At 35.1% G+C, this 14287-nt stretch carries 12 protein-coding genes; 8 read left to right on the top strand and 4 right to left on the bottom strand.

Translation table 11 applies throughout. The annotated features are described in order from the left end of the window. The first annotated feature begins 72 nt into the window (after positions 1–72). The 8 genes from SBO79_RS10140 to SBO79_RS10105 all read left to right on the top strand — a co-directional run bounded on the left by SBO79_RS10140 (position 73) and on the right by SBO79_RS10105 (position 7253). The gene (locus SBO79_RS10140) at positions 73–801 is read left to right on the top strand and encodes a porin family protein (RefSeq protein ID WP_318640282.1); all 729 of its coding nucleotides are present in this window, start codon (positions 73–75) and stop codon (positions 799–801) included. A 202-nt stretch (positions 802–1003) separates the two neighbouring features. Further along, a complete protein-coding gene (locus tag SBO79_RS10135; RefSeq protein WP_318640281.1) occupies positions 1004–1390 on the top strand; it encodes a DUF805 domain-containing protein in 387 nt (128 codons plus the stop codon). A 504-nt stretch (positions 1391–1894) separates the two neighbouring features. Next, positions 1895–2362, top strand: coding sequence for a hypothetical protein (locus tag SBO79_RS10130; protein ID WP_318640280.1), 468 nt, complete (start codon positions 1895–1897; stop codon positions 2360–2362). Between the two features lie 17 nt (positions 2363–2379). Then, positions 2380–2946, top strand: a complete 567-nt coding sequence (locus SBO79_RS10125) for a cytochrome b/b6 domain-containing protein (protein WP_318640279.1) — start codon at positions 2380–2382, stop codon at positions 2944–2946. A gap of 288 nt (positions 2947–3234) precedes the next feature. Further along, complete coding sequence (locus SBO79_RS10120) at positions 3235–4422, top strand: transglutaminase domain-containing protein (RefSeq protein ID WP_318640278.1); 1188 nt, start codon at positions 3235–3237, stop codon at positions 4420–4422. A gap of 526 nt (positions 4423–4948) precedes the next feature. Further along, positions 4949–6013, top strand: coding sequence for a transglutaminase domain-containing protein (locus SBO79_RS10115; protein ID WP_318640277.1), 1065 nt, complete (start codon positions 4949–4951; stop codon positions 6011–6013). A gap of 68 nt (positions 6014–6081) precedes the next feature. Continuing rightward, entirely contained in the window at positions 6082–6675 is a 594-nt protein-coding gene (locus tag SBO79_RS10110) for a hypothetical protein (protein WP_318640276.1), read from the top strand. Positions 6676–6746: 71 nt separating this feature from the next. Further along, a complete protein-coding gene (locus tag SBO79_RS10105) occupies positions 6747–7253 on the top strand; it encodes a hypothetical protein (RefSeq protein WP_318640275.1) in 507 nt (168 codons plus the stop codon). Between the two features lie 502 nt (positions 7254–7755). On the opposite strand, the gene SBO79_RS10100 is transcribed toward SBO79_RS10105, so the two are convergent. From SBO79_RS10100 to SBO79_RS10085, 4 genes are all read right to left on the bottom strand, one after another. Beyond that, on the bottom strand, positions 7756–10194 hold the full coding sequence (locus tag SBO79_RS10100) for a TonB-dependent receptor domain-containing protein (RefSeq protein WP_318640274.1): 2439 nt from the start codon (positions 10192–10194) through the stop codon (positions 7756–7758). Beyond that, positions 10172–11539, bottom strand: coding sequence for an HTTM domain-containing protein (locus SBO79_RS10095; protein WP_318640273.1), 1368 nt, complete (start codon positions 11537–11539; stop codon positions 10172–10174). The genes SBO79_RS10100 and SBO79_RS10095 overlap by 23 nt, the downstream gene beginning before the upstream one ends. Positions 11540–11545: 6 nt before the next feature. After that, positions 11546–12661 carry an imelysin family protein gene (locus tag SBO79_RS10090; protein ID WP_318640272.1) on the bottom strand — a complete coding sequence of 372 codons (1116 nt, stop codon included), beginning with the start codon at positions 12659–12661 and terminating at the stop codon, positions 11546–11548. Positions 12662–12725: 64 nt separating this feature from the next. Next, positions 12726–13943 (bottom strand): DUF4856 domain-containing protein, encoded by a 1218-nt coding sequence (locus SBO79_RS10085; RefSeq protein ID WP_318640271.1) that lies wholly within the window; start codon positions 13941–13943, stop codon positions 12726–12728. Positions 13944–14287 lie beyond the last annotated feature (344 nt).

Genomic DNA, 14287 nt, shown 5'->3' with positions numbered 1-14287 from the left:
AGCGTACTATTGCACAAAATATGAAATGCAATTATTGAATCTTGAAGTTTTTACTATTTTATACAAATTTTTATGAAAAAAATTATTTTTGGAGCTTTGATGTTGTGCTCTATAACAACATTTGCACAGAAAGTGACCTTTGGAGCAAAAGCAGGTTTGAACATTTCAAACTTATCGGGAGATTATCCAACCACGTCCGGAGATTATTTAACAATTGAAACTAGCCCACTCACTTCATTTCACCTCGGTGGTTTTGTCGAATTTCATCTTAACGAAAAAATTAAATTTGCTCCCGAACTATTAATATCGATTCAAGGAAATCAAATAGATACAAGGGGCACTGTCTGGAATCCTCCTACGCAAACTTATCAAACACAAAGATTTGTGCAGAATCCAACACTCACGTATTTAAATATTCCACTGATGTTTAAATATGAAGTGATCAACAAATTGCACTTAGAAGTAGGTCCTCAAATTGGATTCTTGATTAGTGCTAAATCAAAATGGGAATACACTAACGCCGATGCTCCCGCAGAAAACAGTACCGTGACGGTCGATTTACTAAATGATGGTATCTACTATTTTGGCGGTCAGCAAATTTATGTCGAGAAAGGAATGAACGGGATGGATCTTAGCTTGAATATTGGAGCATCTTATGATCTTACGCAAAGCCTTTTTGTGCAAGCACGCTATGGCGGCGGTGTGGCCGCTATCGACTCTAAGTCTCAACTTGCGGGAGAAGTTAAATCACTCAACTTAAAGAATAGTGTATTTCAATTTTCATTAGGTTACAGATTCTAAAATTTAATTCTTAATAGTAGAAGTCTGATCCTGTTAACGATATATTTTAAATAAATATTATTATTAGAAAACTTGTTTTATTAAGTTAATTTTAACGTTATTTACCTCTTAATAAAAGTATTTGTGGAGACTGGTCAACACTTTAAAAAACAGGGCGAAACCGAACAGCCTAAACAGTAGGAAAATCTAATCGAGAATAATTATGGAATGGTATTTAAAAGTTATTAAACAGTACGCAGATTTTAATGGTAGAGCAAGACGCAAAGAGTATTGGATGTTCATATTATTTAATATGATTTTTTCAATTGTTGCAATGATAGTAGACAATGTTTTGGGAATTACATTTGCTGGCATCCCTTATGGCCCATTATACATTTTTTATGGAATAGCGATGTTTATACCGGGACTTGCCGTTAGTGTGCGCAGACTACATGATATAAATAAAAGTGGTTGGATGATGTTTGTAGTTTTAATACCATTAGCTGGAGCAATCTGGCTTCTAGTCCTTTATTGTACAGAAGGCACTCAGGGCGAAAATCAATATGGAGATAATCCTAAGAATGAAGAGGGTTTTCTTAAAAGAGCCTAGTTATTGTAGTGTAGGTCTATTGTAAAAGTCGATCGGAAAATAGTGCCCAGATAATAAATTTCAGAATTTATTATTTGGGCACTTCAATTTTCTACCAATTTCTGTCTAAATATATTAGGTGTTGATGATAGAACTAATTACCGTCTAGGTAAGAGAAGATTTTTATCTCCTATATAATAACGATCTAATAGCATCCACCATCCTCAAAATATTTTTTTCAATTTTAAAAACTACAATGTAATTTCGATATTTAAATTTAAAAAATGCAGTTAGACAAGAGTATGGCACACTTGAGAGGCAACGGGGCTTCAAGAAACACTCTAAAGATTCACCAAAATATAGGTAACAACTAATTTACAATTAGAGGTCTTCTTCCGTAATTATTATGTAATTTTAACAAGCGCTTAAGTCATCATTATTAGTACAAAAAAGTATTACAGAAATAGTTATGTGCTAGTCTAAGTGTACGAGAATATGTTTTTATAACCCCAAAATAATTGAAAAATGAAAAAGGTACTTTTAGTAGCAATTGGTAGCATGTTTATCTATAGCTGTAATAATAAAAAAGAAGATATTGCAGTCGATCCAAATTCCGAAGTAGAGGTCAAAATGATGGACGAACATCTTGATCAAGATGCTAATAGCGCAATTATGATGAATAATGGTCAAAGGTGGTTGGTTAATGCCGAAATGAAACCATTTGTAATGAAAGGTGAACAACTTGTCAACGACTATACACAAAACAAAGGGACAGATTACAAAATGCTTGCGGAGGAGTTAAAGTCGCAAAATAATCAGCTAATTAAAAGTTGCACAATGGACGGAAAGAGTCACGATGAATTGCATAAATGGCTACATCCTCACTTAAAATTAACCGAAAAATTGGAGAAAGCAACCGATGCTGCAATGGCAGACGCAACAGTACTGGAACTCCAAAATTCGTATAAGCAATATCACCAATATTTTAATTAATAAGTCAGCCCTTTTTTATGGAAACTAAAGAAAAATTTACAGTAATACATCGATTATTACACTGGTTGATTGCTTTGGCAATGCCAATTTTGTTTATAACTGGTTTCCTAAGATTGTATTGGATGAATAAAAACCATATGATCTCTGTAATTGAGGATAAGACTACCTCGACACCAATTTCTAAAGAAATTATGACCGATATTGCCAAAACGATACGAGCGCCTATGTGGGAATGGCACGAGATTTTTGCTTATGTTATGATTTTTGCTTTTATAGCTCGCATCATTTATATGATTGTAAAAGGAATCCGGTTCCCAAATCCTTTCGCAAAAACACAGACTCCCAAAGTACGATTTCAAGGTTTTACATATATTTATTTTTACACTTTCGTCTTCCTTTCCGCAGTTACTGGTCTATCAATTCAGTACCACCTATTTGAAGCGTATAAAGAAACTATAGAAATGGTACATAAATGGGGAGTTTATTGGTTTCCGATATTTGTCGTGCTCCATATTGCTGGAGTTGTAATTGCCGAATTGACTACCAAAAAAGGAATAACATCCAAAATGATTGGGGGAGATTAATTTCTCCCTTTTTTTTGCCTTAAATTTTATCAAAAAAACTTTCCCATAAAATAACTCGATGTTTTTACGATTGTTGAGTGAGTTAATGCTAAAGCATATTCTTAAAAAAGGCTTCCATAAATCTGTGTCTTTACAAGATAAACATATTTATAACTGCGAAATCTCCAAAAATATCTGTTAAGAATACCTTTAATTAATTATTATCTTTGCTCGAAACTGGATTTTTACAGGACTTAATTGGTTAGAAATTTAATCATTAACAACTCTAAATCACAATCTTTTCGAGTTATGAAATTTATTACGACCATTCTTCTTGCCGTTCTTTTTTCTCACGTTTCATTTTCGCAGAAAGCGGTTGTAAATGAATTTTCTGCAATCGATAAAAAAGCATTGTTAATTCCACAAAATCTAACAAATACTACCGATCAGATTGCAAGTTACATAAGTTCAAATTTTAGGACTGATCTAGAAAAATCTCGCGCTGCTTTTATTTGGGTCGCGTCAACTATCAGCTACGATCTTGAAAATATGTACGTGATTAATTTTGAAGAAACTAGTTCAGACAGAATCGCTAGCACATTGAAAACTCGGAAAGGTATTTGCGAGAATTACGCAGCTCTGTTAAACGAAATTTTAAATAAAGTTGGTGTTAAATCTTTCGTAGTTGCCGGATACACCAAGCAAAATGAGGCAATTGATCAACTATCACACGCTTGGAATGCAGCGTACGTAGACGGTGCATGGTATATATTTGATCCAACGTGGGGGTCGGGTTACATAAGTGGAAATAGGTTTACCAAGAAAATTAACAACAAATTTTTTAAAGTAAGACCCGAAATATCTATTAAGACACATATGCCCTTTGACTATTTGTGGCAGTTTTTAGAGTATCCAATTACCAATCAAGAATTCTATGAAAGTAAAACCCAACAAAATAAGGCGAAAGTCAAATATAATTTCACCGAAGAATTGGCTACTTACGAGAGGCAATCTGAAGTTAACCAACTAAAGTTAGCTGCTACTCGTGTCGAGAAAAATGGGGTTAAAAATGCACTCATTTTTGAAAGATTAAAATACTTAAAATTAGCTGCTGAGAATCTTCAGCAGAATCTCGTTGTGAAACAATTTAATAATGCGAGCGCGTCTTATAATGAAGGAATTGCCAAATATAATGACTTTATTAATTATCGAAATAGGCAATTTAAACCACAAGTTTCTGATCATGAAATTCAGACCATAATTGATGATGCCGCTCGAAATTTGGAGAAAGCCAAAACAATTTTGGGCGAAATTCCTGTTTCCGATGCAAGCACAACCACTTTGGTAAATCAATTAAAAACTGCTGCTGAAGCTGCTTCAAATAATATCTTAGAACAGAAAGAATGGCTTAAAATCTATCTCAGTAAAGGAAAGATAGCTCGAAAATCAATGTTTTATGAGCGCAAACTTTCTTTATTTGGTGTTCCAATAAATTAGAAACGAGCGTACCTAGATGTCAAATTTTGATACGGTTCAGCCTCCGGTTTTATCGTTGATTGTTAAAGTTTTTATTTTTTAAAGTCTTAAATATCAGTAATGCGCTCATTTGCAATGGAGTGAAAATAATTATAACTAACAAGTTCTTATAATCGACTTGTTTGTGAAATAACTTTGAATACTACGACGTTGTATTGCAGTGTTTCCAAAGACATTTCTGGTACTTAACAGTTCAAAAAAAAATATTATAGCATAACTTTATTCGTTGTCCGTTGTTACATTATTTCGTGCGAAATAACACTTCAACATCTCACCATTTTTCTATATTCTACTTCGCGGCACCTACGCAATTTTGTAGAATACTCCTTCTCTATTGTCATACTTTTTACTATCGCCCCTACCTACTATGAAATTTCTACATTTAATTTTAGTCTTCCTCTTATATTCAAATTCATCATTTTCTCAGAATAGTCCTCAAAATAACTTTTCTACTATTGACAAAAAAGTATTAAAAATACCCAAATCAATGACTCAAAGTACAGACTTGATTGCTTCTTATATTAAATCACATTTCAAATCTGACCAAGATAAAAGTCGAGCAGTTTTTGTGTGGGTTGCAACTAATATTTCTTATGAAATCGATTATTTATACGACGTTACAGAAAATAGAGATCAAAAGATATTGCGATCATTAAAATCGCGAAAAGGAATTTGCGAAAATTATGCAGCATTATTTACAGAGATATGTAATAAAGTTGGTCTTCAATCGTACGTTATAGAGGGATACACTAAGCATAATTCGAATATTAGTTCGCAATCGCATGCGTGGAGCGCAGCCTTAGTTGACGGTTTTTGGTATTTATATGACCCCACTTGGAGCGCTGGATTCGTTAAAAATGGCAAGTTTATCAAAAAGATGAACGACGATTTTTTTCAACAACATCCAGAAGATTATCTCGCATCACATATGCCATTTGATTATCTATGGCAGTTTTCCAACTCTCCGATTAGCAATCAAGATTTTTGTAGCGAGAAAATTAATATAACTTCAAATATCAAGAAATTCGATTTTCAGAAAGCTCTAAAAATTCAACAGCAGCAATCTTATGAGGAGAAATTAAAAAGTTCTGCAGAGCGAGTTGAAGACACTGGTGTGCAAAATAATCTAATTAGAAAACAGCTCACTTACTTAAAAACCGCTATCGATCATGCCCATCAAAATAAGGTTGTCAATCTCTACAATGCTGCAGCAGCACATTATAATGAGGCACTTACGGCACTCAATAACTTTATAGAGATCAGAAATAATAGTAGCAGACAGACGGCATCTGATCATTCCTTGAAAAACATGGTCGCAAAGGCGGAAGTTGATATTAGTACCGCCTCCGAAATCTTGAATTCACTTCCCACAGCAAATCCTAAAACTACATTGGCGGCAAATCGTTTACGAAAGTCCGTTATCAGCGTAAATGTCGATGTTCAGAAACAAAAACAGTGGCTTAAAAATTATTTACGAGAGGATAAAAATGGACGTAGAGATCGATTTAATAAACGAACGGCTTCTGTTTTATCGACTAGAAAAAGGTCGTAATAATAGTAAGAAAATTGCGGGTAATATTTCAAATTAATAGTAGTTTTGAATGACAAAAACCAGCGCAAATGAAAATCATATTTAGTAGCATATTCCTGTTATTATCCGTAATTGTGAATGCACAGCAAGCTAAATCTCTTTCGGCATATTCTGGAAATAAAATAATTAAGGAAGGTCAAGCCACCATTTACGGTAACTTTATTCAACGTCTTGGCTTTAGTAGTGGTGGATTAGTGCAGGAAGTTATGATTAAGATTGTAGCAACTTCGGAGTATTTTCGTTTTGTAGTAAAACCAATGATGAAGTCGGCCAAGGAAAACACCTTTTGCTTTACCATACTTGCCGGCGACTATGAAATTATCTATTACAACTATAATCAGAGTACTTGGTATGGCGCTAACATGTTTGGAGAACCGATTTTTAAGAATGTAATCTCCAACGAAAACCTACATTTAAAATTGCAGTCTGGAGCTCTAAAAGAAACTGATTTGAAAAGATTTAAATTTACGATCAAAAAAAATTCGCTGAATTACTTAGGTACTTGGCATTTTGACGATCCAATGGTGACTTTTTCAAATGATAAAGAAGTTCTCGATCAGAAAATGGCAAAGAAATATAAAAAGTTGGACTTTAATTCTGCAAATACGTCGATTCCAAATTAGAGTTTTGAAAAAATTCTTTTATATTGAGTTCATTCATTTTAAGGTGATGTAATTCATTTTAGTACGATCAAATGACACTAGAAGAACATATTGACAATTTACCAAAAGATAAGCGGTTCGACATTGCAATTCGCTTGACAAGGTTGACACTTGCAATTTGGAACAATTATGCTGACAAAAACGAACTTACCTATCATGACACAGTTGTTGGACTCCTTCATTCGGTAGACAGAACACTACTGAAAAAGACAATAGATGCGGTAGAGAAATATATTTTGACAAATAGAATTAATAAAGCAATTATTAAAAACTTTGACCTTATACCATTTAGCAGACAATTTAGTGACCCCATTTTAGCTTTACAGGACTCAGACTGGGAACTGCCATACGAGGTCGAAAGAACATTTTACGCAGTTCATAATCTTCTTGTCTCTGCTCTTGGTAAAGAAAAATCGGCTTTTAACGAAACGACAATTTATGTGACAATTAATCAGGCAATAGACGCACTATCAAGTGCAGAATTAGTGACCGAAACAGAAATAAGGGAAATACTTTATGACAATAAAGTCGGCTTATAGCGGCACATACAATAAATTAGCGATTCAGTGCTTCGCAGACAGTTTTGTGATTATTCAAACATTGATTCTCCGCATCAACATTTATGGTGAAAATCGCCAACTTCCTGTAGCTGCAAGTCTATACCAACAATTATATGCTGAATTTGGGCGCAACCCGTCGCCACAACGACTTTCCTACAATTCAAATAACGGGTGGCTCGGGTCGGGTCGTCCACTGTATCTTTGCTGCCAGAAAATGAGTTTTCAAATAAAAATATTCATGTTGGCAGCAAAGGATGCCGCTCCCACCCCTTGCGCGGATGAGAGTTCCTAAAGATCTTTTCCTTAGTTTTTATTTTACTAGTGTTCACAACTACTTATTAACGCAGATGTCCCAGCCCTGATGGGACGTCCCGAGCAAAGCGAACGGCCGAAGCACATCCTTTGCCGCCCTTTTTAGGGGTAGCAAAAATACAGTGGATAGCAGACCCGAGCAAAGCGAACGGGCGAAGCAAAAAAGCTCCTAAAAAGTAAACTCCAAAGTTGTATAAAATGCTCTAGTTTCTGACGGAATAATTCCAGGGCCAGGATATCCGGTCGCACGACGTGTAAAATATTTATTATCTGTAAAGTTTGTAACTCCTGCTTCTAATTTAAACATCTTCCATTTGTAAGACGCCGAAATATCTGCTACGTAGTAAGATGGAATTTCGCCGAAAATCCCGAAGGTATTGTCCAAATTATCAGTAATACTGTTATTAGCTTCGGTAAATTGAGATGAAACGTAACTTAGCTGAATGCTCGACATAAAGTTTTTATACCCAATTGAAGTCCCAGTTTTCAAATTTAACAAAGGAACGAATTCAACTTTATTTCCTTTTATTTTTAATACGTCAGATTCTAAATACTCTGATTCTGTAATTGCCGAATTGGTAAAAACGCTCCAGCTAAATTGATCGTTCTCCGCAAAGAAAGTTTTGCTGATACTCCAATCAATCATCGCTTCAAATCCGTAGGTAATTGCCGTTCCGATATTGTCGCGAAATCGCACAACAAGGGCACTGCCATTTGGATTTAACGCTTCATACTCACCAATTTTCTCGTTATAATAAAGTCCAAAAACACTTGCATCAAATGTTACTTTATTATCGATCTGACCACGAATACCAATATCTGATGTATAGCCAGTTTCGTCGCCAATGCTTTCAGCAATAACCTGAGAGGTTGAAACAGTCCTAATGTCGTTAAAGGTTACAGAGCGGTAATTCTGTGAAACATTTCCGTAAAATTCCAAACGGTTTGTAGGTTTATAGCTTAATCCAATTCCAAATAATAAGAAATTTCGATCTTTAATGTTATTTTCTTCTTTAGTTACATCTAAAATAGGATTTCCGGCGAGATCAACATTAATTTGACGATACGATCCGATTGCTTGAGTACGAATATTTTCGAATCTAAAGCCTGGCGTAATAGAAAATTTATCGGTGACTCTAAAAATATTTTCTCCAAAAATGGATATGTTTAGATTAGGATATTCATAATCAGATTGACTCGGATACAATGGAAATTCATCTGTTGCCACACTGAAGTTTGCATCACTACCGGAACTTCCAGGTCCTTGCAAACCTGAATTTTTTGCTTGATAATATTTGGCACCAATCAATAGTGCATTGTTATTGCCAAGAAAGTTATGCTTTTGCAAATAGCGGGCTTCGGCTCCCCAATTCACAAAATCACCTATGACAAGATCGCGCACCGTACCTTCAATATCAGGATTTGAAACTCGATTACTTCTATACCCAACCGCCTTTCGGCTCGCATCTAGTCCAAATAACTGTAAAGAGATATCTCCGTTGTCAGAAACTTTATGCTTCAGTCGTAACGCAAATAAATTCCAATCAACCCCAAACCAATTTCTCGTTCTGTTACTCTGTAAAGGATCCTGATTAAACATAAAATCAGTTAATCCTCCCGCCTGCTGCGCTAAATAGTCAAAATGAGTATAATCAAAGTGCAAAGATGTTTTGTCTGTAAATTGATAATTCAGGTTCGCAAAAAAATTCTTACTTTCAAATTCAGAATTTGGTCGAAAACCATCACCTTTTTTAAAGTTGTAAAAAGTATAGTAACTAAACTTTCCTTTTGTTCCACTCAACGAAGTAAAGTTGGTGAAAAGATTGTGTGATCCTAAAGTGTTTCTAGTAGACACTTCAATTTCCTTTTTTGATGGAGATTTGATTTTGAAATTCACCAACCCTCCAAACTGCGTTCCGTATTGCAATGATGCGGCTCCACGAACAATCTGTATTTCTTCCAAAGCTTCGGTTGGAGTTGAATAGTAACTTTCTGGATATCCTAAAACATCGGCACTAATATCATAACCGTTTTGGCGAGTATTGAAATTTGAGGTTCTATTTGGATTTAATCCACGACCTCCAATATTTAATTGAAGTCCACCTTCTGCTCCTTCGTTGATGGTGATTCCCACCACTTGCGCAAAAATCTGTCTAGTATTGTTGATGGATTTATTTGCGGTCAATTTAGATACTGCAATAACTTCGGTCTTCTTTCCCGCGTAAATCGCCGTTTCTTCTACATCACGTAACTTATTCATATTTGATAACTTAGCGCGCTCGTTCTGAATTACAACTTCAGATAAATTGATTACGCTTTGAAGTATAATTTCCACGTTTGGTCTAGCAGAATTTAAAGTAGTCTCCATCATTTGATAGCCATCTTTATAAAGCACAACAGCATTATCAGATCCGTCTTGAACCTCCATGCTAAAAGCTCCTTTTGAATCGGTCATTGTTTTTTTTGACAAATCTACATTGTAGACTTCGACTCCCGAAAGTGGCTTTTTTCCTGATTGTACTACCACTCCACTCACTTTTGATTGAGCGAAGATCGTAGAAGTAATAAAAAGAAAAAACAAAAAACTAAAACCCTTTAATTGTATCATTGAAAGGTAAAATCCAGTTTTTGTGCTGAAATGTATCATATTGTTCTGCTAAATTTATTGTGGGATTTATGTAGGTACGACTCAATCTTCCGTTTAAAGCTACGTAGCTTTCTACAGTTACAATTGGATCGTCAATGCCTAATTTTTTGTAATGTTGGTGTAGGTAATGTGCATATTGCAAAATAAAGTCCGGCTGAAAAGACATTTGCTTTTCTTGAAATCTGGTTAAGAATTCGCTATTGTCAACGTGTATGGTTTTTTTGGTAGTGGCATCAGTAACTTTAAATTCGGCATACCCCGCTTTTTCCATAAGCATAACTCGCCAGGAAAAGCGGAAGCCTTCTTCGGTCCAGAAAAGTTCATTAGGATACAACATATATCTAAAAGGAAAAGCTAATTGAAAAAGTAAAAATGCGCTTAAGAAAGCTAATTTTGAATTATACAAACCTGTAAACTGAACAACTTTCGTCTTGCCATTTTGCCAAACCTCTGTCGATATTTTCAATAATCTAGATATATAGTAAAGAACTTTTTGATGAAAGTTTGCATCAAAGAAAATCAAGCTGCTGATAATCATCACAAATGGAAAGACGCCAATTGGAAATAAAACTCGTGTCAGCACATGAAAAACAACCACTAGAAAAAAACCAAACCACCTTGTAGGTTTATACATTAGAATAAAGACAATGACCAGATCGTAAATCATTCCAATCCAACTAAAAGCATAAGCAACCCATACCTCCTTTAACAATGGTCCAATTAGAGGTAAATCAGCTTTAGACGGCAACCAAATTCGCAAAGGCATTGCTTCAAACAGCCAATCAGAATTTATCTTCGCAATACCAGCATAAATGTAGACGATAGCCAAAAGTACTTTTAAAATGTCGGTGTTCCAACGCGGTATTTTGGCGAAAGCCAACTCCTTATTTTTATAAGCATCCACCGAAAAATTTGCATTTGCAGGCAGAAAAATCAAAACAAAACTAACAATTGTAATGAAATAGTAATGGTTGAGATAGTAGGTCAAATCCATCAATTCGATATACGTGAAAGTCAGGAAAAAAGTTATAATTGCCACTCGATATTTTAAACCTATCGCTACGCAAAATGCAGCAATACCGGCAACTATATATAAAAGGTAGGTAAAATTTCCAAGTGGCTTGACCCATTCAAATCCGTAATACTTGAAATGAAAATCTGGCTGAATATAAAATTTATCAATCCAACCGTGAGCCGCAAATCGAATTAAACTGAAAAGCATCATTAAACCAAACGCTAGCCTAAAAAAAGCTAGCGTTGCAGTTGATCTATAAGATAAAAAGTATGTTTTGAGACGCTGATTCATCAGAAATTAGTCGCCATCGCCATCTACGTAATCAATTGTGATGTTTAAAGCTTGCATCATATCAAGTTTAAAATAAACCACGTTTTGTTGCATGGCATCGTAAGCCTCAAGCATTTTTGTATTATTACTCAAGATCTGTTGAGATAAATTGCTGTTTAAAGTCGCATTCGTAGTGTATATAGTTTCAAACTGATTGTTGATGATGGCACTTAAATTCAAGCCGTTTCGAACCGCTTTCACGTCATCCAAATAAGATTTTAAACTCGGCCCAACCTGAGAATTTGCAAAATATTTTCCGTTAAAAAAATCTTGCTGAGCTTGCACCGCTGTATTAAGTAAATCTTTCGAAATGTCTTTTTTGTAATATCCTTCGATTTTCTCTGGAAATAAAGTTCCATTTGAAAAGATACCTGCGGGAATTCCAACTTTTCCAGAACGAATATCTTTCTCGAAATTTTTTACAAATAGGTTTACCATTTTATTAGTCGAACTACTAACCGCAGTACCGTTACTAGTAATAAAAGTTGATCTATATATACCACTCCAATCACTAACAATTGCAGCGTTTTTAGATTTTAATGCATTTATTAATGAGGTCAAATATAATTTGTAGGCGTCAGCATTGGCATCGCTAGAATATTTAGTAATGATTCCACTATCAGATTCACTCAAGCCATTAAGCATATAATCTAAGGCCGGAAATCCTTGCTTAGAATATTGAGATAGCAATTCTAGGTTGTAGTTTCCATTCGCGATATTAGCTTCAATCCCAATAGCGTCTGTAGGATAAGTGTCTGCAGCTTCTTTAAAATTTAGATCTGCAGCTTTGCCTATATTAAATAACATTACTTGCTGATAAGCTTTATAGGCAGCAATCCATGAGTTACGAACTGTAAGTAAGTTTTCTTGAGATGGATTGGCGTTAAAATTTTCAACTTCTGATTGAAGTACTGCCAAGTGTACATCATAATTACTAAAAGCAGGAATTATTATATTATCTGCCCAATGCGTCAACAAAGCTGTCCTATTAAAGCTATCTCCAGAAGTCGACGTATTATGATCACTTGAAGAGCAAGCAGTGAGAACAGAGACAAATGCAACTAGTAAAAGTAGATTTTTCATTGTATTCTTTAAATTTGATGCAAAATTACGTGTTTCAATCCGAACTATCTTTATTTATTCTAAATTAATTAACTGTCGCTGCTTGAGCTACTGTAAAACCAAATTTTGCGGCAATCTGACTTGAAATTGCATCTAATTTTGGGCTCAAAGTATCAATGTCCCAAAGACCGTTTTCGCCACTTATAAGTGAAGCAAGCATTGCATCAACTTCAGTTTTGCTGAAATAAGGATTGTCTGTTCCAGGCTGACGTGTGTATCTCAAAGACATAATAAAACCATAACCTTCAGACAGTGCGTGAAAAGCTTTTGCGCCATTATCCTCTACCAATTTTCCTTTTCCTTCTTGCAAATAATACACCGCACGAACTGCAGCCACTAAAGCTAGTTTTTCCTGAATTCTTGCAATTTGCTGATTCCTTCCACTATAATCGTTTGCTACAATTGCTGCTCGTCCCGCGCGAAATGCTAGATCCACATCATTGCTCACAGTATTAAAATCAGAATCTGCATTAACTTGATCAATATAAGAACTCCAAAATTTCTTTGAATTCGTTGTAGCATTGTCTGCACCATATACATAACCGTAAGCTTCGTCCCAATAGTGCTCCATAGTTGTAAAGTTTCCATCTGCGGATAAGACTTTATTCGTGTTTTCAATAACATTGGATCCACCATCAAGTTTCAGAGTAGATAGGTATTGATTGGAAATCTGATCCATCATCATCGCACCCATCATTCCTTTTAATAAAATTTGCTGTGGTTCAAGACCATTTGCAGCAAATAATCTCATTTTACTTCCATCAAGATACGACCCTGCAACGCCCGCAGACGCTGGATTTCCTTGACTTGCCTCTGCTCCTAGTATAAACTGATTTTCAAACATTGCTTGTACAGCCGCTTTCTCAGTTGATGATCCTCCACCCAAAAATGAACTAAAATAATCCGCAGATGACGCCGTTTTGCTTTTAATATTTTTGCCAGAATTATTTAATTCCGCAGACGAAAACGCATTATTTGTATTGCTATACATATTTGTCAATTCACCCGCGTCCAGCAAATTGCCATTTGTGGCAGCAATAGTAAATTTCTCACCCATTTCATTCAACATTTTCAATCTTGCAGTTTGCCCGCCATAATCAACAGAACTCATACCATTTCTTGAAAAAGCATAGGAATTAGGAATCTCGATACCACCATAAGGTCCAACTGCATCGTCAGAGCAAGAGCTAAAAAATGTGAGAGAAAGTGCAGCAGCTGCTAAAGCATATTTTGTAATTTTCATGTTTTGTTATTAAGACTGATTAAAAATAGTTTTGCAAATGTAATATGTCATTACGAATCATACAAGAAATAGTTAGATTAAATCTAAATAAGAATAAAGAAATACTTCAAGACAATGACTTTAAGATAATTAAGATTTTTTTGGGCATATGCCATCGCCGCAACGCTTAGTTTAACATTATAAAAATGATTGGCGATGACACTAGGCTATCCTCTATATCTTTGCTACTAGATGTTTTAGGTAAGTATGAATTTTTATATAGGTAGCAAATGATGTGCTTCGCCAGTTCGCTACACGAGGGGTCGCTCCCATCTCTTGCGCGCAAAAAGGTTATTGGTTAAAAT

Origin of the sequence: Flavobacterium ardleyense, assembly GCF_033547075.1 — a bacterium.
Classification (GTDB): Bacteria; Bacteroidota; Bacteroidia; order Flavobacteriales; family Flavobacteriaceae; genus Flavobacterium; species Flavobacterium ardleyense_A.
The sequence above is the reverse complement of the archived record's forward strand: the minus strand, read 5'-3'. Positions and strand labels throughout refer to the sequence as shown.